The 24,792-nt window shown below is 47.7% G+C and carries 17 protein-coding genes and 1 riboswitch; of the genes, 12 read left to right on the top strand and 5 right to left on the bottom strand.

Going from position 1 to position 24,792, the window contains the following annotated elements:
• Nucleotides 1–216: 216 nt before the first annotated feature.
• Nucleotides 217–1,164 carry a LysR family transcriptional regulator gene (locus Q4Q46_RS02720; protein ID WP_126491273.1) on the bottom strand — a complete coding sequence of 316 codons (948 nt, stop codon included), beginning with the start codon at nucleotides 1,162–1,164 and terminating at the stop codon, nucleotides 217–219.
• A gap of 220 nt (nucleotides 1,165–1,384) precedes the next feature.
• Between Q4Q46_RS02720 and Q4Q46_RS02715 the strand changes: the two genes are divergently transcribed.
• A complete protein-coding gene (locus Q4Q46_RS02715; RefSeq protein ID WP_311905157.1) occupies nucleotides 1,385–2,368 on the top strand; it encodes a dienelactone hydrolase family protein in 984 nt (327 codons plus the stop codon).
• A gap of 104 nt (nucleotides 2,369–2,472) precedes the next feature.
• Here Q4Q46_RS02715 and Q4Q46_RS02710 read toward each other — a convergent pair whose 3' ends face one another.
• From Q4Q46_RS02710 to Q4Q46_RS02700, 3 genes are read right to left on the bottom strand one after another with little or no spacing between them, the layout of a single operon-like run.
• Entirely contained in the window at nucleotides 2,473–3,765 is a 1,293-nt protein-coding gene (locus Q4Q46_RS02710) for a c-type cytochrome (protein ID WP_311905156.1), read from the bottom strand.
• A complete protein-coding gene (locus Q4Q46_RS02705; RefSeq protein ID WP_311905155.1) occupies nucleotides 3,765–4,298 on the bottom strand; it encodes a (2Fe-2S)-binding protein in 534 nt (177 codons plus the stop codon). The genes Q4Q46_RS02710 and Q4Q46_RS02705 overlap by 1 nt, the downstream gene beginning before the upstream one ends.
• Nucleotides 4,295–7,192, bottom strand: coding sequence for a xanthine dehydrogenase family protein molybdopterin-binding subunit (locus tag Q4Q46_RS02700; RefSeq protein WP_311905154.1), 2,898 nt, complete (start codon nucleotides 7,190–7,192; stop codon nucleotides 4,295–4,297). The genes Q4Q46_RS02705 and Q4Q46_RS02700 overlap by 4 nt, the downstream gene beginning before the upstream one ends.
• 1,097 nt (nucleotides 7,193–8,289) lie before the next feature.
• On the opposite strand from Q4Q46_RS02700, the gene Q4Q46_RS02695 reads away from it, so the two are divergent.
• The 4 genes from Q4Q46_RS02695 to Q4Q46_RS02680 all read left to right on the top strand — a co-directional run bounded on the left by Q4Q46_RS02695 (nucleotide 8,290) and on the right by Q4Q46_RS02680 (nucleotide 11,859).
• Nucleotides 8,290–8,712, top strand: a complete 423-nt coding sequence (locus tag Q4Q46_RS02695) for a hypothetical protein (protein WP_311905153.1) — start codon at nucleotides 8,290–8,292, stop codon at nucleotides 8,710–8,712.
• A 97-nt stretch (nucleotides 8,713–8,809) separates the two neighbouring features.
• On the top strand, nucleotides 8,810–10,195 hold the full coding sequence (locus Q4Q46_RS02690) for an AAA family ATPase (protein WP_311905152.1): 1,386 nt from the start codon (nucleotides 8,810–8,812) through the stop codon (nucleotides 10,193–10,195).
• The gene (locus Q4Q46_RS02685) at nucleotides 10,195–11,052 is read left to right on the top strand and encodes a DUF4435 domain-containing protein (protein WP_311905151.1); all 858 of its coding nucleotides are present in this window, start codon (nucleotides 10,195–10,197) and stop codon (nucleotides 11,050–11,052) included. Before Q4Q46_RS02690 ends, Q4Q46_RS02685 begins: the two co-directional genes overlap by 1 nt.
• Nucleotides 11,053–11,427: 375 nt before the next feature.
• Entirely contained in the window at nucleotides 11,428–11,859 is a 432-nt protein-coding gene (locus Q4Q46_RS02680; protein ID WP_311905150.1) for a hypothetical protein, read from the top strand.
• Nucleotides 11,860–12,791: 932 nt separating this feature from the next.
• On the opposite strand, the gene metH is transcribed toward Q4Q46_RS02680, so the two are convergent.
• Nucleotides 12,792–16,526, bottom strand: a complete 3,735-nt coding sequence (gene metH, locus Q4Q46_RS02675) for a methionine synthase (RefSeq protein ID WP_311905149.1) — start codon at nucleotides 16,524–16,526, stop codon at nucleotides 12,792–12,794.
• A 454-nt stretch (nucleotides 16,527–16,980) separates the two neighbouring features.
• On the opposite strand from metH, the gene Q4Q46_RS02670 reads away from it, so the two are divergent.
• The 7 genes from Q4Q46_RS02670 (at nucleotide 16,981) to Q4Q46_RS02640 (ending at nucleotide 24,729) form a co-directional block, all read left to right on the top strand.
• Nucleotides 16,981–17,706: a histidine phosphatase family protein gene (locus Q4Q46_RS02670; RefSeq protein WP_311905148.1), complete on the top strand. Its 726-nt coding sequence runs from the start codon at nucleotides 16,981–16,983 to the stop codon at nucleotides 17,704–17,706.
• 204 nt (nucleotides 17,707–17,910) lie between these two features.
• A riboswitch (cobalamin riboswitch) is annotated at nucleotides 17,911–18,076 on the top strand.
• 100 nt (nucleotides 18,077–18,176) lie between these two features.
• Entirely contained in the window at nucleotides 18,177–19,070 is an 894-nt protein-coding gene (locus tag Q4Q46_RS02665; protein ID WP_259484255.1) for an ABC transporter ATP-binding protein, read from the top strand.
• Nucleotides 19,039–20,196: a FecCD family ABC transporter permease gene (locus tag Q4Q46_RS02660; RefSeq protein ID WP_014615295.1), complete on the top strand. Its 1,158-nt coding sequence runs from the start codon at nucleotides 19,039–19,041 to the stop codon at nucleotides 20,194–20,196. The genes Q4Q46_RS02665 and Q4Q46_RS02660 overlap by 32 nt, the downstream gene beginning before the upstream one ends.
• 165 nt (nucleotides 20,197–20,361) lie before the next feature.
• Entirely contained in the window at nucleotides 20,362–21,444 is a 1,083-nt protein-coding gene (cobT, locus tag Q4Q46_RS02655) for a nicotinate-nucleotide--dimethylbenzimidazole phosphoribosyltransferase (RefSeq protein WP_106649639.1), read from the top strand.
• 106 nt (nucleotides 21,445–21,550) lie between these two features.
• Nucleotides 21,551–22,339 carry an adenosylcobinamide-GDP ribazoletransferase gene (locus Q4Q46_RS02650; protein ID WP_006082834.1) on the top strand — a complete coding sequence of 263 codons (789 nt, stop codon included), beginning with the start codon at nucleotides 21,551–21,553 and terminating at the stop codon, nucleotides 22,337–22,339.
• Entirely contained in the window at nucleotides 22,336–22,956 is a 621-nt protein-coding gene (cobU, locus tag Q4Q46_RS02645) for a bifunctional adenosylcobinamide kinase/adenosylcobinamide-phosphate guanylyltransferase (RefSeq protein WP_311905147.1), read from the top strand. The genes Q4Q46_RS02650 and cobU overlap by 4 nt, the downstream gene beginning before the upstream one ends.
• A 75-nt stretch (nucleotides 22,957–23,031) precedes the next feature.
• The gene (locus Q4Q46_RS02640; protein ID WP_311905146.1) at nucleotides 23,032–24,729 is read left to right on the top strand and encodes a cobyric acid synthase; all 1,698 of its coding nucleotides are present in this window, start codon (nucleotides 23,032–23,034) and stop codon (nucleotides 24,727–24,729) included.
• Nucleotides 24,730–24,792 lie beyond the last annotated feature (63 nt).

Below are 24,792 nucleotides of genomic sequence, written 5' to 3'. Positions count from 1 at the left end.
AAGTCGAGAGCGTTACTGGGCTGTTACGATAAAAGTGTTGAAAATAGCAACAGTTTAACTTGCTGTTTATGAAGGAGAATAAAATAAATTTCGGCTACTGTTGCCCAGAGGAAATAATATTTGTGTCTGCGGCAATAATCGAAATCACGCCACAGACGACTTTAGGCTGGTGCAGTAGTCAGTGCAGGTTTGAAATGCAGCTTAAGTGGCAGTAGCTTAGGTGACAGTCTTACCTAACCAAGGTTTGAGCTTTTTATCCCAGTAGGGCGGGTGGCCGATATGGGACTTTAAACATTCGATAATTACTTTGTACTTAGTCGGTAAATGGCGCCGCCTTGGGTAAACCACATAAACGGGCATCTGTTGCAGCGGTTTCCAATCGGGTAAGAGTTGGATGAGCTTGCCGCTTTGAAATTCATCACTGAGTAAATACGTGGCCACATAGCCTATGCCTCGCCCTGCAATCACGGCATTACGCACGGCTTCGGCTAAGTCGACACGGTAATTGCCTGCCACATTGACGGTTTGCTCAAGGTCATCCTTAGCAAAACTCCAGCGATCATAATTACGGCTTTTACTTTGATAGATAACACAATTGTGCTGAGCTAACTCCCGTGGATGGTGCGGGATGCCGTGCTTGAGCAAATAATCGGGGGAGGCAACCACCACAAAGTTAGTCTCGGCGAGGTGCTGGGCGATATAACCTTCGTTCAGCTGTTCATGGTTAGTGATCCACAGATCGAGGCCTTCCTCTAGCATGTCGGCCTTATGGTCGAACAGGCTCAGCTCAAATCGTAATTCGGGATACTTTTCCTGCAACACTTCCAGCGCGGGGATGATGTGTAAGGTGCCAAAGGATTGGGAAGAACCGAGGCGAATCGTGCCGCTAATGTCGTCGCGGGCATCCAGCATCATGGCATCGGCATTTTGCGTTGCTTCAAACACTTGCTCACAATAACGCGCGAATTGCTGGCCAGCGTCAGTTAACACTAAGGTGCGAGTAGTGCGTTGCACTAACAGTAAGTTCAGCTCGGCTTCCAACGCGCCAATTTGTTTGCTGACATAGGAGGTCGAGGTTTTTAACTTAGCTGCCGCTTGGGTAAAACTGCCACTGGTCACCAGAGTGTGAAATATCACCATCTGGCTAGCTCTATGTTGTATCACGCCAAGCCCTCTAGAATCTAAATCGCTATTTTAAGCTAGCCTAGCCTTAACCGACAGCCGTTTGTGCCAATCGTGTGTTATTTCAAACCAAGCTTACAAAACAGCACACGTTAAAGTCAGTTGCCCTAAGTACGATTCTTCCTTTACTCTTGAGTTAAATCTTAACACCCACAAGCTAGGGAAGTGACCTGTGGTTAGCTTGTTCAACGGAGGAATAACGATGACACAGCAAGACAAGCAAGCCGTAGCAGAAACAAGTCAGATGCATGCCCAGAAAGTGCAGCCGATACCGCAGGAAGCCTTTGACTGGTATGACGAATATGCCCACGGCATTATCGACCGCCGTGAGTTTATGGGGCGGCTCGCCGGACTGGTGGCGCTAGGGTTTACCCTGACAACGCTCACGGGCGCACTCATGCCGAACTATGCCCTTGCCGAACAAGTGTCGTTTAACGACCCGAGTATTCAAGCCAGCTATGTTAAATTTCCCTCGCCCAATGGTTACGGTGAAGGGCGCGGCTATTTAGTGATACCCAATGAATTATTGCTCGCGGGCAGTGCCGCTGGTGAGCCCAAGACTTTAGATCCCACTAAAAAAGCCGCCGTGGTATTGGTGGTGCACGAGAACCGTGGCCTAAATCCCTATATCGAAGATGTTGCTCGCCGATTAGCGGCGCAGGGGTATATCGCCTTCGCCCCCGATGCACTTTATTCCCTCGGTGGTTATCCGGGCAATGACGATGCGGGCCGCGCCATGCAAAGCAGTTTAGACAGAGCCAAAATCGAGCAAGACTTTATTGCCGCTGCGCAGTTTTTAAAAGCCCATCCTCAAAGCAATGGCAAACTCGGTGCCGTAGGTTTTTGCTTTGGCGGCTATATCGTCAATATGCTGGCCGCCACGATTCCCGATGAGCTTAATGCTGGTGTACCTTTCTATGGCACGCCTGCTGCTGCAGAGCTGCGTAGCCGCGTGAAAGGGCCGCTAATGTTGCAGTTTGCTGGGCTCGATCAGCGGGTGAACGACACTTGGGCCGAGTACGAAACCCAACTGAAAACCAATAAAGCCGATTATGTCGCCTATCTTTACCCGAATGTGAATCACGGTTTCCATAACGACTCAACAGGACGATACGATAAAGCCACCGCCGTGCTCGCATGGGCGCGCAGCTTAGCCTTCTTCGATACTCGACTGCGTGGTTATTGAGAATAAACGCCGTTGACTGACAGATTTTCGTGCTCTATATCAATCAAGCAAAAGCCGACGCTAGCGTCGGCTTTTATTTTTAATCTCCCACATATCCATGCGGGTTATTCGTGCTCGAGGATCACTTCTTTCAAGCTTTGGATGGTCTTCACATCGAGATTACCGGGTTGTGTGCTCCAGGTGAGTCTTAGGTAATTGGCTAAGTCTTTAATCTGCTCGTCGCTTAACTCATCAGCATATCCCGGCATGGCATAAAAGCTGGTGGTGAGGTTGTAATGCTGGCTCTTAATGCCTTTTAGCATCACGGCGACGATATTATGGGGACTCGCTTTATCTAAGGTGGCGTTACCTGCCATCGCGGGGGCGACGTTGGGGCGACCTTCACCATTTTGACCATGGCAACCGGCGCAGTAACCTTTGTAAAGCGTATAACCTGGCAGTTCAGGTTTATGGCCGTTAAAGGTGAGCGCTTGTGGTTTAATATCTTCGTCGGTATCGAGCAGATAACTGCTTACCGCGCGCATATCATCATCGGTTAAGTGGCTGAAGCTGTGATACACCACGGGATACATGCCGCCAAAGACTGTACCTTTGCGGGAATAGCCTTCAGTAAACAGCGACTTAAGATCCTCATGGGTCCAGTTCTGCCTGTTAAGCTCGGCGGGGCGAATGTCCGATGCTTCTAGCCCTTCGATAATCGCGCCCTCAAAGTGCTTGTCCTGCTCCATGGCAAACATCGTGTCTCTTGGGGTGTGGCATTCACCGCAGTGCCCTAGGGCATTGACTAAGTAATTACCGCGGTTCCAATGCTCGCTTTTTTCCTTGCTCGGGGTAAATTCCTTAGCATCGTGGGCGACTAAGTTCCAAGCTTTTAGGCCAAAACGCAGGTTAAACGGAAAGTAAACATCATTGTCGCGGTTAGCTTGCTTGATGGGTTTAGTACTCATCAAATAGGCATAAATCGCCTGAGTGTCGTCGTCCGTCAGCAGGCTGTATGACGTGTAGGGCATAGCAGGGTAGAGGTTGCCGTTGACGCCAACACCGTGGTGCATGGCATCAAAAAAGTCCTCGTAACTGTATTTGCCAATACCGGTTTCTTTATCAGAAGTGATATTGGTCGAGTACACAGCGCCAAAGGGCGTTTCGAACGGTAAACCGCCTGCGAGTTCGCGCCCGCCTACCGCAGTATGGCAGGCCACACAGTCGCCTATCTTCATCAGATACGCGCCGCGTTCGATGTCACTATTTGTTGTATTGCCGCCTTCATCGGCAACGCTGCTGGAACAGGCGAGCAAACCTAGCCCTAAACTCAGGAGTAGATTGTGGCTCAACAGATTTTTTATCCTACTAATGTGCGGGAAATAGCGCGAGAAATGGCGCAGATTGGCTGATGTCATCACAGGGTTAGCCCCTTAGTTTTGAGGATCAGATCTTTGACCGCCGCATAGTATTTTACGTAGCCAGTACAGCGACATACGTGTTCACTCAAAGCATCTTCAACGACTTTTTCAACTTGATCTTTAGCGATAGGTTGTCGCTCTAATCGCTCAAGCAGCGCGGTCGATTCGTTGACAAAGCCCGAGGTACACCAGCCACATTGAAACGAAAAATGCTCTAAAAAAGCCTCTTGTACTGGGCTTAGGGCGGTGATTTCGCCAAGGGAGTTTTGTCTAGCATGACCTTCGACAGTGCGGACGCGTTTACCATTAAAACGCTCTACACCATTGATGCAGGTACGCACCACTTCGCTCATGCCTTGCTCGTCGTCGACGATCACAGTACAGGCGTGGCATACGCCCGCGCCGCAACCAAACTTAGTACCTGTGAGGTTCAAGTATTCGTTTAGAAACTCAATCATCATCACACCATCGGCGACTTCAATCGGGCCTACGGCTTGGTTATTAATGGTCAGTTTAATAGACTGGCTCATGCCATGGCCTCCTTAATTTTTTTCGCTGTCATAGGTAAATCGTAAAAGCGGACATGGGTCGCTTGATACACGGCTTCAATCAGTGCCGCGACCACAGGGATCATCACCACTTCGGCGATACCTCGGCTGGGATCGTTATCAGATAACTGTGGCAATATGGTATGGCGTTGATCCCATACGCCCACATGCCGCGCTAACGGCACCTGATAGCGATTGAGGTTCCAGGTACCATTGCCTGCACCTGCTTCAAATGGCGGTAAGCCTTCATGTAGTGTATGGCCTATTCCCATCGCCAGACCACCTTGAATTTGCCCTTCGACTAATTCTTTAACGATCACTTTGCCCGCTTCTAACCAAGTATGAGAACTCAGCAGCGTGACTTCGCCATTGCCTTCGTTTACGGCGACTTCAACCAAAGTGGCGCAGGGTGCGTAGTAAGTCACCATGGCATTGTTCAGTTCGGCCTTGGGATAACTCATGGCTTGACGATCGATCAAGTGATAGCCGTTAGACTTCATGCTGGCTTGGCGCGCTTTGATACTCATAGTCGTGTCAGAAGTTGCCGCAAACGTCGCGTTACCTTCGCCGTATTGCAGCGCCAGCGCATCCAAGGCTAAACGCTCTTTAGTGCCAAGAATGTCGAAATCGGCTTCGGCCCAGGCCCAGCGATTAAAGGCATGGCCCATCACGCCGACCACTAAGCCCATGTCGTGGGCGCGTTTAGCGAGAATATCCAGCGACAATGGCGGAAAGCCCAAGGCGGTTAACTTGCCATCGACCCAGCGACCATCCCGTGAGTTATGCAAATTAGTTGAGCCCATTGGGGTATTAAAATACAACTCGTTCCAAATCGAGACCGCCGCAGGCCATAGGCCGTGGCGATAGATAATATCGGCGGCTATGCGGGTGACATGGCTTTGGTAATAGGCCGACATAGACGCCGACGATGCCATGGCTTTAACGGGCGTCCAGCGTGGATTGGCCGCCATTTCATCTTGGCGTTGCTGCGAAATAATATAAGGATTATCGGTTTGCACTAATTGCATCGCATCCCAAATATCCACTTCGGCGAGTTTTACCTCATCGGCAAAGTTGCCGAGGGCATCGCTGACCACAACGGCTTGGGAGGTTTGCGTGCCTGTGCCCATTTCGATAAAGCCGATTTCTAGGGTGATTTTACCGTCTTTAGCTAGGCGAACCGCCGCACTTGGCGCTGCTGCACCCGTACCATAATCTTTGGTGGCGATACCAAAACCTACGCCGTAACGCATCCCCGGATGTTTGGCCTCATAGTCCTTTTTATTCACCGCGCGGTTTTGCCACACGGGAGCTTGCTCGGCCATCTCGAGCATTTCGCGGTAACGTAAAGTACCGTTAGGAATTGCGCCTTGAGTATTGCGCTGGCCGGATTCCATCACGTTGGCGGCGCGCAGTTTAAAGGGATCAACCTTTAGCTCGTCGGCTATCTCGTGGATCATACATTCCATCGCCGTCATCGATTGCAGCGTGCCATAACCACGCATCGACCCCGCATCTGGGTTACGCGACGCATAGGCGGTGGCGATAATATCGTTGCGCGGCGTGTAATAAATGCTTTGCATCGCTGTTGCGCCAACCGAGGTCACAGACGGAGTAAAGTTGACTCGTCCGCCGCCATCGACTGTCATCTGCGAAGTTAAGGCTTGGATTTTTAAGGTCGATTTATCCACCGCTAAGCGGCTTTTCATGATGAACGGATGACGTTTAAGCCCAGACTGGAATTGCTCGAATCTGTCATTGGCGAGTCGGATTGGCCCCTTGGCATAAATGGCCGCGAGCACGCCGTAATAGGGGAATATCGAATGGTCTTTCGCGCCAAATCCACCGCCGATATAGGGCGAGTGCACCACCAGATGTTTTACCTTGCCTGCCAGTGGGCCAGATAACAGCATGTGCACTGCCATCTCTTGAAAGTCCTGCGGCGACTGCGAGGTAATCACTGTATGGAATGTTTGGCTAGTTGCGTCAAACCAGCCGTTAAAGGCTTCGGGTTCCATCATCATAGGATCGATGATCTGGGTGCGATATTCCCGCTCTAACACTTGCCATTGTTGATTGGCTTGGGCGCTAGCAATCTGCTTATCTATCTCACCCGCATAATAAAGTCCGCGCTCAGACACTGTCCCTTTGGCATTCGGATTGCCTAACCATTCTGGCTTGCGATCTTTTACGCTGGGGAAAAATAGCCCATCGTGGAGCGGGCTATATTTATCTTCCCTTGCGCCATCTTCACCTTCAACTCGAATCAAACGCCAGCTGGCGTAAGGGTCTTTCGAGTCTGACACAAACGGCGTTTGCTCACCAAAGCGCAGTAAGGTCTGATCAAATTGCAGCAAGGACTTAGCTTGCTTAAAAGCGGGGAAACTGTCGAACAACAATATTGCCACCGCATGACCTAAGTAGTCGGCGGTTTGCCCTTCGGCCAGCAACATGTTGTCACCGTAAAAATCAGGCAGCTTGACCTTATCACGGGCCAGATCGGCCGCAGTGATCACTTTATAGGGCTTAGCCGATGCGGGCAGGTGGTCGAGGGAAAAGCCTTGATAAACATGGGAGGCATCGGCGGCGCGAAGTATAAAAGCGTAACCTTGCTGCTTGGGCCAGCCCTCCATGTCCATAGCGCGGTAATCACGGCCATAGACCTTTTGGCCTGTGACTTTCGCTATGCCGTCATTACGAAACTTAGGTTTGGATTGACCATTAACCTGAGTTTGCCATTGGGCTGCCAGTTCAGTGGAGACAATCGCCGCATTCGCGCGACTCATTTCCCACAACAAAGGGGCCGAATATACGGCAACCCCGCCAATCACACATTGCTTAATAAAGGTCCGGCGTGATGTATTAGATGGTTCCATATCTCAACCTCAGTTGTGCTTCCGTGTCATATCAGCCGCGCTGCTTGGTATCGCCCGATATAGGCTTGTTGTCGATCGACTTTTTATTGATTGTTGCGACATAACTTTGATAAACACTGAATGTAAATTTACATTAGCCACGTTAGCATGTAGGGCTGAAAATGCAAATTTAGGCGGTTAATCGCCGCAGTTTTAATCAAGCTAAATCCGTGTGTAGCACCTGTGTTATCAGGCTTCTACAGTGATGTTCGCACTGTGATTCAACTCAGTTACGTTATGGCGGAATTTTGTTCAGAGCCCTTTACTCTAAGCCCTTGAGCAATGAGCTCAATTGGGGCTTATTTGCATGTCGAAATTGGCTCGCTTGCCAAAACCAAACCGCCCGTCACGGTAAGAATTCATGCCACTGCAAGATCAAGCGATAGTGCTATTTGATGGCGACAGGTTTAGTCACATGCAGTCATATCGACATTGTTAAATCAGTGCTTGCTTAATTACTTGATTTGTAATGCTAAAGTTATAGACAAGTGTACGCTATGTCGCTATCTTAGGTTTTTAACAAGGATGAGCTTTAATCGCGTACCCGCGATTCGAGTCACTTGCATCAGGACGATGTGTCTTTTCTCTTTCTTAGATACCCAACTCCTCCTGCAAATTCGTGAATATGCTTTGGCACTTATGCTTGTTGCCATAGTGCTTATTGGCATTTTGCCCAATGTTCAGCAGTTGACGTTTTGAGCTAGTGCGACCTTGTTTTAATTGATGGCTTGGCTGACAGGTGTTGGCGAAGTGCGGTAGCAATGGGGAAGCTTTGTCGAACGACAAAGTTGAAACGTTTTGATAGTGCTGATTTGTCTGGGTAGCTAATGGGCATTGATATCTCTGCCAATTATCAGTGCAGCTAATTGCTTGCCGCAGGCTTTCGCACTGTTACACCAGTGACTCGCCGTGAATACATCCCTGTAGGCTCTACTAAAACATCCATGTTTTAGAAGGTCACTGGTGCAACAATGCCAATTTGGGTGTAGCCCTTAGCATTTATGTTCTCTGATTAAAAAATAACAATTCAGAATAGTAATGGACTTTGGAAGTTAGGGATGAAATCAGTTTTACAAATTACGTTGGGTATCTTGTTAGCGGGTTTGGTCACTTTATTAGTGCGAATTGGCTATTTGAGTTATGTCGAATACCGCCTGACACAGGGGCTTAATGAGTTTGCTATGCAACAAAAGCAAACGGAACTTGCTCGCCAGCAGGCTGCGAAAGATCGCCAGCTTGCTGAGTATCAGATTCAGCAAGAGTTACAGCAAAATGCGGCTGAAAAATCCAGACTAGCCAAGCAAAACGAGGCCGCTCGAATACGCAAAGCCGAAGCATGGCGCAAGTATTATCTTGTCCCCGAAGACTGTAAAAACTTTAAGTCCGACGAACACATGGTCAACTGCATCAACCACAAAGCCGATGCAAAAGCAGAATTTGATAGGGCGTATGATTCACAACGATTAGTGCGGCAGTTATAAATATTGAAAGTACTGGTGATTGGTAGGCGGGTATTATAGCCCTATTTGCGCAGTATTTATTCTTACTTAGTTTTTTCTTAAATTTAAGGATGTATTTGTGATTAGTTTTATTAGGAAAGTAATGGTTGTAGGGCTTTTTGAAGATGATAATAATTATATTATTGACTTTGAAAAAGGCTCCAATTGTTTGTTTGGAGATAATGGTACTGGTAAAACAACATTGATAAACTTAATCGTTGCTGGTTTAGAAACCGATCTGTTAGTTTTAATGGGTGTTAATTTTGAATATTTGTCAATTACTATATCCAATGACTCCGGAGTAGACTCTGATATCTCAATATCTAAAGTGTTGAAAGACTTGCCTGATAATGATGAAGGCAATTTATTTGATGAGGAAGTAAGAACTATTGTTTATGAAGTAGATAAAGTTGAAACTTCATTTGATTATGATTTAGATAACATTGAATACTACGCAGGGAAAATGAGTCGAGGAAGGAAATTTAATTCTTTAAGGAGTAAGTTGAGAGGATTAATTAACCTTACTCACGTACCTTTGTTAAGAATGAGAACATCACCTCCTTCTATTGATATGTATGAACATGAATTTGCTATGAATGATGGTGAAGATTTTAGTTCTATGGACCATAGTACATCAGTACTTTTTGAGATTGAAAGGCAATTCAAGCTATTAGCTGATGACTACAGAGTTGAAGATACAAAAAAACTTGAGAGTTTTAAATCTAAAATAATTCAGAAGTTTCTAATTGATAAGGAGTCTTTAGATGGGTTAAATAGCTTGAATATTAAAAGTGAACGTTTTTCAAATGAGGAAAGTTATAATGAAGAGTTGCTTGATAAACTAGAATCTGCAGGTTTATCTGTGCCAAAATCAAAACTTGAAAGCAATTTCAAGTTACTTTCTGAACTTGGTGATAAATCTAGGGAGTTATATGAGTTACGCGAAAGTTTAAAAGAGTCAGGAGCTAGTATCGATATTATTGCAGAAGCTGATATGGATTTAAGTAATTCTGTTGTTGATGTCTTGGTCTCTAGAGCTTTATTTCAAAGGTTTACCTCTGTTATCATTGATGTTGAAAACCTGCAGGCTGATAGAAATCATTTGTGGGATTTGTTCGGTGACTATGAGAATATTGTAAATAAATTTCTGAATAATAAGTTTTTCAAGTTGGAAAGAAATGGTGAGTTTAAAATTTTCTCAGGTATTAGACCTGTGAAGCTCAAGGATTTATCTTCTGGGGAAAAACATATTTTAGCAATATTAGGGCGAGCTGCACTTTCTAAAGACAAAGGTTCAGTCTTTATTGCGGATGAGCCTGAGTTATCGTTACATCTATCTTGGCAAAGAATGATGTTGCCATCGATTTTAGAGTTATCCCCAAAATCACAAATTATTGTTGCTACACATTCTCCAGCAATTATCCCTAAAAACTCTAATAAAATTGATCTAGGGGCTTGTAATTGATGTCAGCATTTCCAGTTTATACACCTGATGAAAATGTACTTAGAATTAGGATGGAAAGTGAAATAAAGTTTGTTGTTGTTGAGGGGGTAGATGATGTTCCTATATATGAGTCTGTAATCCTTTCTATTTTACCTGGAGAAGGTTTGGATAATTGGGATGTTATTCATGTTGGTGGTAAATCAAATATTAAAGAACTTATTGTTGAGTGTAATTCTAATAACTTTATATGTATTGCAGATAAAGATTTTGATGGAAAGCTAAGTTCTGAAAAAGTTGTGAGTTTAAATAGGTATTCAATTGAAAATTATTTAATTTGTGAAGAGGCATTAAGTGCAGCTTTATCTATCGCATTGAGATTAAAGTATCAAGATGTTAGGGATAACTTTGACTTATCAATATTTTACGCTGAGGTTGAGATCTCAGCAAAAAAATTACTTATTGCTCTTTTCTATTATCAAAGGGTCATAAGCCCGACCTTAAATGGTGAGCGCCACTCCTGGAGTGATGCTATTATTCACATGCATCCACCTGCGTGGGGGCTTTGTTGTGCCAGTATCGATTCTTTAATATCTCGACTAATTCCAGAAGATGTTACTGAAATTGAAATGGACAATTATTTCTCTGAAAATTTCGAATCATCCGGTGTTGTTGCTTATGACCTGCCAGGTAAAATGTTAAAGGTATTGCTTCAAAAGTTTGTATTGAACTATTACAAGGGAATAAAGAGTGGTGGTTCTCAGTTTAATTCAGCAGATAGTTTTGTTGCAACAATAGCTAGCTCACTAAATCGTTCTAGTTCATTTGTTAATGTAATAAATCCTGTACTAAGCTTTTTATATCCACGATCGAATAATTAGCAAAAAATACGGAGTAGACATAGCTCTTTCAATGCGAAAAGTTAACTCTAATGCCACAGAAGTTCACCGATCCCCTGCGAAGTTGTCGAAATACGCAGATAAAAATGCCGTGGCGACATCATGGATGATGGCGCAGGCTCGGGGGCACATGGATGTGCCATCTGAGCCGTTAGGCGATTTTTATTGGAGTATGAGACAGGTAACTAATGCATGTAACTTCGCTAGGGGCGGCACGGGGAGATGCAAGAGGGGGATTGCTGTTGATCCCCTTCTTGCCCTGGTGTGGAATGGAATTCCACGACTTTGATTTTGTTATTTATTTCAAAAGATAAGGTTTGCAATAACTCGAAACAGAGCAGATTTATTGGAGGTAAATTGAAGTTTTTAGTGATTATCTTCGGCATAGCTGTGTCGATATTTATGCATGGAAGTTGGTTGTCTGTCGATAACAAATGGTGGTGGGATTTACTGTTATCTTTCAATGTAAAAGCGTTAAGTGAAAACTTGGCGATGGTTGTATTTTGCTTTTGGATACATCTTCCACTGATGATCATATTTTCTTTAGCATGTGCTTTGATTATTAATCGAGTTGGGTATCCAAGGTATTTTATTTACTCTGTGTTAGGTACTTCATTTTTTACATTTGTTGTGCTGCCATCACTGCCTGTTTTCGATGTGTTATTAGCTGGCGGGATGAGTCCATTACGTTTTATTGATATCTTTGTAAAAACACTCATGTTTCTGACCTTGTTCTTTGTTTTTAATATACTTATGAAAAAGTATAATAGGTTGAATTTATTTGGTTAATTTTTACTTTCAAGATGTTTCGCTGACTGTGTTTATTGATTTATTTTAGGGATGATTTAAGAGTTTTATGAAAAAAATTAGTTTTTGGGTATGAGCATAGTCCTTGCTTTGACACTTGTTATCGGCCTTGCAGTTGATTTGATAGTTGAATTTAAGTCTGAATCGATTTTTATGCAGATGAATATTTTTAGCTTTAAATTATTATTTTCGTTACTTAGCATGCTTTGTGTATATATTGTTATTGCAGTCACTTTTAATTTTAAAGTGTTACCTATGCTTATAGGCAAAGATTATCCGTCAAATTACTTTAGGTGGTCTAAATTTCGATATCTAGAAGTTTTCTTTTTATTTAACCTATGGTCTATGGGTGATCTGCAATGTTTCACCGTCGTAATAGTTAACTTTGCTTTGGTTGAGTTGACTCACTTATATTTAGTTTATAGAAGTATCAATAATAAGCTTGAGTCTACTATATAAATTGGTAAGTTGAGGGTAATAAGGCTTGTGGCGTTGGCATAATTCTTTCAATGCGAAAAGTTAACTCTAATGTCACAGAAGTTCACCGATTCCCTGCGAAGTTGCTGAAGGGCGTTGAAGACTTTTTATTAAAAGGATAGAGCGTGACGCAGATAGGACGTCTGCGTAGCGAAGGGACGCCCTATCGGAAGCGTTAGCTATTTTCGAATAAGCACGAAGCCACTAATCAATGCATGTAACTTCGCTAGGGTGAGTGCTGCGTAGCAGCGTTACGAACGAGAGCTAGGGATGGCGAACTGGCAGTTAAACAAGGACGTTGTTCGGCAAGGGAGAATCCAAGGAGGATAGGACGAGCAGTCCTCCTTGGTCGGGTGTGGGGTGAAGCCCCACGACTTTAACGCTTAATTCAAACGAAGTTTGAAAGTTTAAGCCCTGCGGGTGATTGCAGATCCCAATCACTCAGGATCATAATCTAACACTGGCGCCAGCCACTTCTCCGTCTCAGCTACAGTCATCCCTTTGCGCTTGGCATAATCTTCCACTTGATCGCGGCCTATGTTACTCACGCCAAAGTAGCGCGATTTCGGGTGAGCGAAATACCAGCCCGATACTGCCGCTGTGGGGAACATGGCGTAGCTTTCGGTGATGTTCAAGTCGATAGTTTCATCGGGCTTGAGCAAGTCCCATAACAAGCCTTTTTCTGTGTGGTCTGGGCAAGCGGGGTAACCCGGTGCGGGGCGTATACCTTTGTATTTCTCACGGATTAAGGCTTCGTTACTTAACTGCTCGTCGGCCGCATAACCCCAAAACTCTTTACGCACGCGTTCGTGCATCCGCTCGGCAAAGGCTTCGGCTAAACGGTCGGCCAAGCATTTGAGCATGATGGCGTTGTAGTCGTCGTGGTTGGCTTCAAAACGCGCCACATGTTCGTCTATGCCGTGGCCTGTAGTCACCGCAAAGCCGCCCATGTAATCGGCGACGCCTGAGCCTTTTGGCGCAACAAAGTCAGATAGACAGAAGTTGTCGTTGCCGACACGTTCCAGCTGCATCCGCAGGTGATGTGTGGTCATTTCAATTGTGGTGCGCGACTCATCGGTATACAGCTCAATGTCGTCGTAATTGACGGTATTGGCTGGGAATAAGCCGATAACGGCTTTCGCCGTGAGCCACTTTTCTTCGATGATTTGTTTGAGCATGGCCTGACCATCGGCGAACAGCTTTTGTGCTTCTTCACCGACCACGTTATCGGTGAGGATTTCAGGGTAATGGCCGTGCAGTTCCCACGAGCGGAAAAACGGTGTCCAGTCAATACGTTCCACTAAGTCTTCTAATGGATAATTATCAAACACTTGGCGCCCGAGCACGTTTGGCGTGAACGGGGTGTAGTTGGCCCAATCGTGTTGGCAGCGGTTTTCACGGGCCGCTTCGAGTGACACTATTTCTTTGCGCTTGGCTTGGGATAAACGCTTAGTGCGCATGTCGTCGTATTCGGCATAGGTTTCGTCTATGGTCGCTTGGCGAGTCTCGTTGTTGATGAGTTTACTCACCATAGGCACGGCGCGGGACGCATCGGCGATATAGATAGCGCCATGGGGATAATGGGGCGCAATCTTCACCGCTGTGTGGATTTTAGAGCAAGTGGCGCCGCCGATAATCGCCGGAATGGTTAAGCCTTCGCGGTGAAAGGTTTTCACGTTATGCACCATTTCGTCCAGACTCGGTGTGATGAGGCCCGACATGCCGATGATATCGATATTGTGTTCTTTCACTGCGTCGAGAATTCGCTCCACCGACACCATCACGCCTAAATCGAATACCTCAAAACCGTTACAGGCGAGCACTACGCCGACGATATTCTTGCCGATATCGTGCACGTCGCCTTTTACTGTCACCATCAAAATCTTGCCATTTGATTGGCCTTCGACCTTTTCAAGCTCGATATAGGGGTTTAAGTAAGCCACGGCTTTTTTCATCACCCGCGCCGATTTCACCACCTGTGGCAGGAACATCTTGCCCGAGCCAAATAAGTCGCCGACTACGTTCATGCCATCCATCAGCGGGCCTTCAATCACATCCAGCGGACGTTTCGCTTCTTGGCGAGCGGCTTCGGTGTCTTCATCGATAAATTCGGTAATGCCTTTGACGAGCGCATGGGATAAGCGTTGGCTCACCGGCCAGCTGCGCCATTCTAAATCTTCTTTCTTACCCACCTGTGCGCCATCACCGCGGAATTTCTCCGCGATTTCAAGTAACTGCTCGGTATTGCTCGAGCCTTCGACTGGGCAAGGCAAGTTAAGCACCACGTTTTCGACCCGTACTTTAAGCTCAGGATCGATATCGTCGTAAATGGCTAACTGACCCGCGTTGACTATGCCCATATCCATGCCGACTTTGATGGCGTGGTACAGGAATACCGCGTGAATCGCCTCGCGCACTGGGTTGTTACCGCGAAACGAGAACGACACGTTCGACACGCCGCCCGAAATCATTGCATGGGGCAGGGTGGCTTTAATCGCTTTGATGGCATCAATAAAATCGACTGCATAGTTGTCGTGTTCATCGATACCTGTGGCGATGGCAAAAATGTTCGGGTCGAAGATGATGTCTTCTGGCGGAAAGCCGACCTTATCAACCAGCACCCGATAAGCGCGGGTACAGATTTCGATTTTACGCGCCTTAGTGTCGGCCTGACCTTGCTCGTCGAATGCCATGATAATGGCCGCCGCGCCGTAGCGTTTCACCAGTGTTGCTTGCTCGATAAACTTGGCTTCGCCTTCTTTGAGGGAAATAGAGTTAACTATGCCCTTGCCTTGAATACATTTGAGGCCAGCTTCGATGACTTCCCACTTAGAGGAGTCGATCATAATTGGCACGCGGCTGATGTCGGGCTCAGAGGCAATCAAGTTTAAAAACTTGTGCATGATCTCGGCGCCATCGAGCATGCCTTCGTCCATGTTGATGTCGATGATCTGCGCGCCGCTTTCGACCTGCTCGCGGGCGACATCGAGCGCTTGCTCAAACTTGCCTTCTTTGATCAGCTTTAAAAACTTGGCCGAGCCTGTGACGTTGGTGCGCTCACCCACGTTAACGAACAGTGTATTGGCATCGATAGTCAGTGGTTCCAAACCTGCCAAGCGGCAAGCTACCGGAATGTCTGGCAAAATACGCGGGTCGTGACGGCTCACCGCTTCGCGGATCACGCGGATATGTTCAGGGGTACTACCACAGCAACCGCCGATAATATTGAGCATGCCTTCGCGCGCCCAATCTTCGATCACGTTTGCCATGTCTTCTGGGGTTTCATCGTAACCGCCAAACTCGTTCGGCAGGCCAGCATTCGGATGCGCCGATACATAACACTCACTGATGCGGGATAATTCTTCGACGTACGGGCGCAGCTCTTTTGGTCCGAGTGCACAGTTAAGACCGATAGATAATGGCTTGATATGGCGCAGGGAATTATAAAAGGCTTCGGTGGTTTGACCCGTAAGGGTACGGCCTGAGGCATCGGTAATAGTGCCCGAGATCATGATAGGTAAGCGGTCACTCGAATGCTGACCAAATAAGTCATCAAACACCGATTCAATTGCAAACAGTGCGGCCTTGGCGTTTAAGGTATCGAATATGGTCTCGACCATAATGATATCCGCGCCGCCTTCAATCAGCGCCTTAGTGGATTCTTTGTAAGCAGTCACTAACTCATCGAAGCTGACGTTGCGATAGCCTGGATCGTTCACATCAGGGCTAATTGAACACGTACGGTTAGTGGGGCCTAACACACCGGCGACGTAGCGTGGAATGCCTGTGGCCGCAAACACTTCATCACAGGCTTCACGGGCGAGGCGGGCGCCGGCTAAGTTAATTTCGGCGGACAGCGACTGCATATCGTAGTCGGCCATGGCGATAGTAGTAGCATTAAAGGTGTTGGTTTCAATGATGTCGGCACCGGCGTTTAAGTAGTCGGTGTGAATTTGTTTGATGATGTGGGGTTGCGACAACACCAATAAATCGTTGTTACCTTTGACGTCCGTGTGCCAATCTTTAAAGCGTTCGCCGCGATAGTCCTCTTCTTCCAGTTTGTAGCCTTGGATCATAGTGCCCATGGCACCGTCTAAGATCAGAATGCGCTCAGCAAGCTGTTTACGAATGTCTGCCAATATCTGGCCGGCTTTGGTAGAGGGTATCGTCATAAATAATTACCTTAAATACAGCTAAGTTAAGTCCAAGCATCGACCCTTGTTATGCTAAGTGCAGGGTAAAGCGTGTTGTGCAGTCCAGATATCGGCTCTCGTTATCGACCCTAGTTAGTGATCTAAATTAGCTAACTTAGTTATGCTAAGTGCATTCCATTCTGATCGGTCGACATGTTGACTACTCGTTTTAGTTATTTATCGTTAGAGTTTATTTTTGGACATTTAAACGTATAGACGTCCATAATACGCGACTTATGATTGTCAGGGCAAGGTCAAAATTGACTGACGACAATTGAGTCCTATCAGCACTTTTCACCCAGTTTAACGGATCTTTTTTTAGGGCTAGTTGTTAGGCTATTTGCAGGGCTAGGGCGTAATTGAGTATATAGGACGACGGGTCTAATGTGGGTTTTCAACAAAATTTGCCATGAGTGATAGACATAGGAATACGATGAAACAAGTTCGATTGTTATTGTTACGCCACGGCGAGTGTGAAGGCGGCGCCATTTTACGCGGCCGTGTGGATGTGCCTTTAAGCGAAAAGGGCTGGCAGCAAATGTCGGCTGCTGTTGAGGCGCAGGCAAGTACCTGCAGCGCGATTTATAGTTCGACTTCACGCCGCTGCGGCGAATTTGCCCAAGCCTTTGCCGCCGAGCTGCATTCGACGGCGGTGCTGGTATCTGAGTCAAGGCCATTGCAGGCGCAGTTTTTGTCGGGTTTACAGGAAATCGACTTTGGCGATTGGGACGGTCGTCGGCTCGATGAGCTTTATCAGCAAGAGGGCGAACGCTTAGCGGCCTATTGGCAAAACCCTTGGCAAACACCGCCGCCCAATGGGGAAACTATGGCAAGCTTCGAGTCGCGGGTGAATGGCGCCATTGACCAGATACTCGCCGCCGAGTTTGAACGATTGACCGTCGACTCACATAACGCCGAGCTGGCTGTGGGAGCGGGTGTGAGCTTGAGTGCGGGCGAACTGGCTGCCAAAGTATGGGTCGTGACCCACGGCGGAGTGATCCGTCACTTAATGGCGCGCGCCCTTGGGGTTGAGCGGGCGGTGGGCTTTTACAGTCAACTCGATTTACCCGTGGCGGCCGTGGTGAGCATTAATGTGCTGCAAGATGAACACGGCGTTTGTTACTGGCGTTTAGATTGGCCGAGCGGGCGCTGCGAGTGATCCGCGTAGCCCTAAGGTGAAGATTTTTCTTATCTTACCAGCGTGATTGTCGATTGCCTATTAAGGTAAATATAGGATAATGCTTTTTCCTGACGTCCCCTGACGCACGCGGCCTTGCAAGGCTGGTGGCAGTGTACCGGATGACGTCACAGAAATAGGTGTTGGGAGTTTTTAGTCGTGCGAGGGTGTTCTGTGGCAACTATTGCCGAGGCACGCTGCAAAGGCTTGAAATCAATCTCAGCATAATAGGGAATCGGGGAGCTGCTCGTCAGTCAGCCCGAACTGTGCCCGCAACTGTGAGTGACTTTTTATATTGTTTTCAATACAAAAAGTGACGAGTCAGGAGACCTGCCTATTTCTGTTATCGCTGCGTGCAGCCTTAGTTCTCGAGCGGGTGACTCGAGGGAGCCGATGACAATGTGCACAACCTTTTTTAATTCAGGTTTGGACTCGCTAGGAGCACCGCGTTGGTGAAACTCTCTGCCATCCAAACGAGCCATGCTTTGAATGACAGCGACACTCGCCCATCAGCGAGCCAGACGGTCGCGCTCGATGTCAGCCAGTTAAGCTGGTGTATCGATGGCAAAACCATTCTTTCCAATATTAACTTTGCGCTGCCAACGGGGCAGATGCTGGGTTTGATTGGCCCTAACGGTGCGGGTAAGTCTAGCTTGCTACGCTGTTTGTATCGCTTTGTTCGCCCGACTCAGGGCAAAATTACCCTGTTTGATCAAGATATTGAGCGTTTATCGCCCAAGGCGTTTGCCTGCCGCGTCGCTGTAGTGCAGCAAGACACGCCGCACTATTTTGATTTAACCACAGAGCAATTGGTCAGCATGGGCTTAACACCGCATAAGGGCATGTTCGATACCAATTCGAGCTGTGATGGCGAGCGCATTGCCAAAGCCTTAGAGAAAGTCGGCCTCAGTCATAAAATGCATCAACAGTACGAGCACTTATCCGGCGGTGAAAAGCAGCGTGCCTTGATCGCCCGCGCCATAGTGCAGCAGCCGCAACTGCTGATCCTCGACGAGCCAACCAACCACCTCGATGTGCGTTATCAAATCCAAATCCTCGAATTAGTGCGTAGCCTTGGCATCAGCGTGATTGCCTCTATTCACGATCTTAATTTAGCCAGCGCTCTGTGCGACAGTTTGTTGTTGATCCATAACGGTGAAGTTAGCGCTATGGGCACACCAACCGAGGTATTAACCGAGGCGCGAATTGGCGATGTGTTCGGCGTGTGCGCTCAGGTATCGCCCCATCCACAACATAAAAAGCCCTTAATCAGCTATTTTTATGGCTACCATGATTCGACGCACAGCATGGCTGATGCTTTGGCTGAGCGAGGCGAGGGCGGATGATTCAGGGAGTAAACAGCATTTCATCTCACATTTGGGGCGTATCGTGACACCTTTGACGAGACAACAACTGATGCTGGTCGCATTAGGCATAATCACTTTGATAACCCCCATTGCCGCCACGAGTTTTGGCGCGGCGAACATCAGTTTTATGGATGTTATCCAAGTGTTTATCAATAAAATGGCCAACCTCACTCAGGCCAATGGCATGACGGAGCGCATCGTGATGGAGCTCAGACTGCCGCGCATTTTACTGGCCTTTGTGGCGGGTGCGGGCTTGTCCTTGGCGGGTAGTGTGTTGCAAACCGTGACCCGCAATCCGCTGGCTGACCCTTATTTGTTTGGCATTAGCTCAGGCGCGTCCTTTGGCGCTGTGGTGATGTTGACGTTATTCACGGGCTCTGGATTTTTTGAGAATGCGGGTATGGCGGCGAACTCGGGGATTTTTAGTGGTTCGGGCGCCTTGTCGGGTTTGCTTTGGTTTAGCTTGCCCTTCGGCGCTTTTATTGGCGCCAGTTTGTCGGTACTGATAGTGCTGGCCTTGTCTGGCCTTGGGCTCAATAGCCAAGTGGAGCGCATGTTGCTCTCAGGCGTGGCGACCTCCTTTATGTTCGGCGCGCTAACGAGTCTGCTGCTGTATTTCGCCAGTCCGCAGGCGACGGCTTCTGTGTTGTTTTGGAGTTTAGGCAGTTTCGCCAAGGCCAGTTGGTCCTTATTAGTGCTACCGACACTGGTGATTGGCGCGAGTTTGTTCATTATTTTAGGCATGAAACGGCAGATCATGGCGTTGCAGGCGGGGGATGAAACGGCGCATACCTTAGGGGTGAATGTGCCTAAGTTGCGACTCAATATGCTGCTGCTCTGCTCCTTGATTACCGCGATTTTAGTCGCTACCTGCGGCGGTATTGGGTTTGTCGGTTTGATGATCCCCCACACAGTGCGCATGCTGTTTCCCGGTCGTCAGCCGATTCTATTAACGGCGCTGGTGGGCGGATTATTTATGGTGTGGATTGATGTGCTGGCGCGCTGTTTGTTGGGCAATCAAGAGTTGCCCGTGGGCATTATCACGGCGGCCATAGGTAGCATGTTCTTTTTGCTGATTTTGCGTAAACGTAGAGTTATGGCGTAAACACTTAGTCAGAACGTAATCCTAGAGTCATCTAGCAAGCGCAGACTGGCGAGATAATCAGCATTTCTGTTGATATCTGCCCCGCGATTGGAAATGCAAAATTGGACATGTTAGTCATAGACGCAGGATGCGTTGTGGTTATTTAAGATAATAAGTGGAGTGTGGATGTCTCAGTCAGCCGTGTCTTTTCAAATCAGCCCAGTGAGCAAAGCGCAGGATCCATTGATCCAGCAGAAAATAGATCTTAAGACTAAGCCGCCCGGCGCCTTAGGTCAGCTCGAATCCTTAGCCTTACAGATTGCCCGCGTGCAAGCGACTGATTTGCAACAAACGGATCAGCCACAAAATACTGTGCTGAAAATCGTTCATCCGACCATGTTAGTGTTTGCGGGTGACCATGGTATTGCCGCTGAAGGCGTGTCAATTGCCCCTAGCGAAGTTACGCGCCAAATGGTGCAAAACTTTGCCCATGGCGGCGCGGCGATTAACGTTTTTTGTCGGCAGGTGGGCTTTAAGCTCGAAGTGATCGATTGCGGCATTTTAACGCCAGTCGAAGGGGTTGAAGGCATTATCGATCAACGTCTTGGCGCGGGCACAGGGGCGATTCATTTAGAGCCCGCGATGGCGCTGGAAACCGTCGATAAAGGCTTTGCGATGGCGCGCGATTTGATTGAGCGTCACCATCAAGCCGGTTGTAACTTAGTCGCCTTTGGCGAAATGGGGATTGCTAATACCTCGTCTGCTGCGGCTATTATGGCGGCGATCATGCAGCTTGATGTGATTGATTGTGTCGGCCGTGGCACGGGCATTAATAGCGAAACCTTAGAACGTAAACTCATGCTGATTGAACTGGCGTTATTGCTGCATCAAAGTGCCTTAAATGGGCCAAAATCAGTGTTAGCTTGCCTAGGTGGCTTTGAAATTGTGCAGATGACGGGGGCTATGTTAGCGGCTGCCGAGCGCAAAATGCTGGTGGTTGTTGACGGTTTTATCGCTACAGCTGCGGCATTAGTTGCGGTGCAAATCGCCCCCAATGTGCGTGATTATTTGATTTTTGCCCACCAGTCAGACGAGCAAGGCCATCAGCGGATGTTAGAGTTTTTGCAGGCGAAACCTTTATTATCCCTCGGGCTAAGATTAGGCGAAGGTACGGGCGCAGCTTTGGCGTTGCCGCTTATTCAAGCCTCAGTAAATTTTTACAATCAAATGGCGAGTTTTAGTGATGCGGGGATTGAGGCTGTTGTATGATGTGCGCTGCTAAGTCGCTTATTTTACTTATTTAAAATAATAACTTTTTAGCCAACCGTTTTAATCTTAAACCTTGTAGCAAGTGTTAATTCACTAAGGATACTTTATGTCAGAACGCGAAAGCTGGCACAAAGAGATAGATTTGTTTTTAGTTGCCATGGGCTATTTTACCCGCATTCCTATGCCTAAGTGGGTCGAAGTCGATAGCGATAAGTTGAATAAGGCCAGCCGTTATTTCGGTCTCGTCGGTCTTTTGGTCGGCCTGTTAAGTGCCATAGTGTTTTGGCTGACGCAGAACTGGCTCCCCGCCGGTGTATCTGTGCTGTTAGCTATGTTGGTCGGCGTCTTGCTCACGGGCGGATTTCACGAGGATGGCCTAGCCGATACCTTCGACGGTTTTGGCGGTGGTTGGACGGCGGAAGACAAGCTGCGGATCATGAAAGACTCGCGCCTTGGCAGTTATGGCGCACTGGCACTGATGTTGGCCCTGCTGCTGAAATGGCAGTTGTTAGTCGAGTTGGCGCTGTACGATCCTGTGGTGGCGGGTTCTGCACTTATCGTCGCCCACACAGTCAGCCGCGTGGTATCAGCCAGTATCATCTTTAGTGAAAAATATGTCCGTGATGACGAGACCAGTAAGTCTAAGCCGCTATCGCAACATCAAGGCATTAATGAGCTGCTTATCCTGATCGCCAGCGGCGTATTAGTACTGTTATTCCTCAAGGGGTTAGCGGCATTGTCATTGCTATTGGTGATGATAGGACTGCGCCGTTTGATCATAGTGATCTTTAGACGCCAGATTGGCGGTTACACGGGTGATACCTTAGGCGCGGCGCAGCAAATAGCTGAAATCGTGTGTTATTTTGTATTGCTCGTTGTAGGTAACATACTGTGATCCACCTCGTCCTAGGCGGCGCCCGTAGCGGTAAGAGTCGCTACGGTGAAGCCTTAGTGCGCCAGTACACAGCGCTCGGCTTCGATGCCTGCTATGTGGCCACGGCGCAGGCGCTGGATGATGAAATGGCGACCCGTATCGCCAAACATCAAGCGGGACGAACGGACGATGGTATCGAATGGCAATTGTTTGAAGAGTCGCTCGCCCTTACGGCACTGTTAAAGCGCTTAGCAAAACCTGGGCGAGTGATTTTAGTGGACTGTTTAACCCTTTGGTTAACCAATCAATTACTTGCATCGAACGTTAAAATCGATGATGACCCCGCGCCGACAGAGTGGAATGCGACAGACTTTATACCGTCTGCCAGTTCAATCTCTAACGATGAAGCTTTGGCGAATTGGCAGGCAGAGAAAACCGCTTTTGTGGATTCGCTTGCTGAGCTAGAAGGTGTGGTGGTGTTGATCAGTAACGAAGTGGGCTCAGGTATTGTGCCCTTAGGTGAATTGAGCCGACAATTTGTTGATGAAGCGGGCTGGTTAAACCAAGCCGTTGCCGCCTTAGCTGACAATGTCACCTTAGTGGTTGCGGGTTTACCCTTGGCACTCAAACCACTTTAATCTAAATCAGTTAAGTGATGTTGAGACTGAGCTTTTATCTTTATCCCTGCAAACTAGAATAAGTTTTTTAACCCTATGTCCTCTCCAAACACAGACAACACAGGCTGTGCAACTGCACTCGATACCGCTGACGCTTTAGCTATTCATTCTGCTGCTAATCTTGCGGTGAATACGCCTGCGGTTAATTCTGTGGTGAATAGACCTGCTATTAATTCGCTTCGACGCGCAAAAGTCTTGATGGTACAGGGCACAACATCCGATGCAGGTAAAAGCACCTTAGTCGCAGGCATTTGTCGTTTGCTCGCTCGTCAGGGCGTAAAGGTTGCGCCCTTTAAGCCGCAAAATATGGCGCTTAATAGTGCAGTCACTATTGATGGCGGCGAGATTGGCCGCGCCCAGGCGTTGCAAGCCGCGGCCTGTTATCTTGAGCCCCATACCGATTTTAATCCCATACTGCTTAAACCTAGCTCGGACACGGGCGCGCAAATTATCGTTCATGGCAAAGCCCTGACGACGCTGGAAGCCTCTGCATTTTTTGGGCCTAAATCTAAGGATTACAAGGCAATGGCGCTCGGCGCTGTGCTGGAATCCTTCGAGCGATTAAGTGCCCAGTATCAAACCATAGTGGTGGAAGGCGCGGGCAGTCCAGCGGAGATCAATCTGCGCGAGGGCGATATTGCCAACATGGGATTTGCCGAAGCCGTAGATTGCCCCGTGATCATCATTGCCGATATCGATAAGGGCGGCGTATTTGCCCATTTGGTCGGGACGCTGGCGCTATTATCAGAATCCGAACAGGCGCGGGTAAAGGGCTTTGTGATCAATCGTTTCCGTGGCGATATTAGCCTGTTGCAATCTGGCCTCGATTGGCTTGAAGCTTATACGAACAAGCCTGTTTTAGGCGTGTTGCCTTATCTGCATGATTTGCATCTCGATGCCGAAGATGCGCTGATAAGCTCGCCGACCAAAGGCGTGAACAGCCGCTTAAAAGTGAGGGTATTAGTGTACCCAAGGATCAGTAATCACACGGATTTTGATCCGCTGCGGCTGCATCCCGATATCGATTTTGACTATGTGTCATTGCAAACCCAAGCCGCGAGTCACGCCACTCATTTGCCCGCCGCCGATTTATTGATCTTGCCCGGCAGTAAGAATGTGCGCGCCGATTTGGCCTTTTTACGCCAGCAAGGTTGGGATAAGGATATCGCTACACATCTGCGTTACGGCGGCAAAGTGCTCGGCATTTGCGGCGGTTATCAAATGTTAGGTCAAAGCATTGCCGATCCCTTAGGGATTGAAGACAGTGCTGGCGATACCGCAGGACTTAGCTACTTACCATTGAGCACAGAACTGAAAGCCGATAAACAGTTACGGCGGGTGAGCGGTGAGCTAACGTTACTTGGGCAAAAGGTTGCAGTGAAGGGCTATGAAATCCACTGCGGCGAATCACGTTATCTTATCCCTAGGCTTGAACAAACGAATCCGCCCTTGCAGTTAATCCCAAAATCGACATCATTAACCGCGCCAGCGATGAGTTTTGCCGATGGCCTGCAAAGTGATGATGGGCAAATCTTAGGTACTTATTTACACGGGCTGTTTGATCGCCCTGATGCCTGTCAGTTGATCCTGTGCTGGGCGGGATTAAACGATGCTAAGGCGATAGATATCAATCAAATACGTGAGCAGCAACTCGAGCGTTTAGCCGATGTGCTAGCCGAGCATCTAGACATGCAAAAATTACAGACTATTTTGGATGCTGCAGTTCAGCGTTGAATTCGGCAAAGAACGGATATTGTGAGAGCGGCATTTAAAAACTAACTATTTATAAAAGCATAC

Source organism: Shewanella vaxholmensis (assembly GCF_031932135.1).
Lineage (GTDB): Bacteria > Pseudomonadota > Gammaproteobacteria > Enterobacterales > Shewanellaceae > Shewanella > Shewanella hafniensis.
Note: the sequence above shows the minus strand (reverse complement) of the source record. Positions and strands in the feature narration are given on the sequence as shown.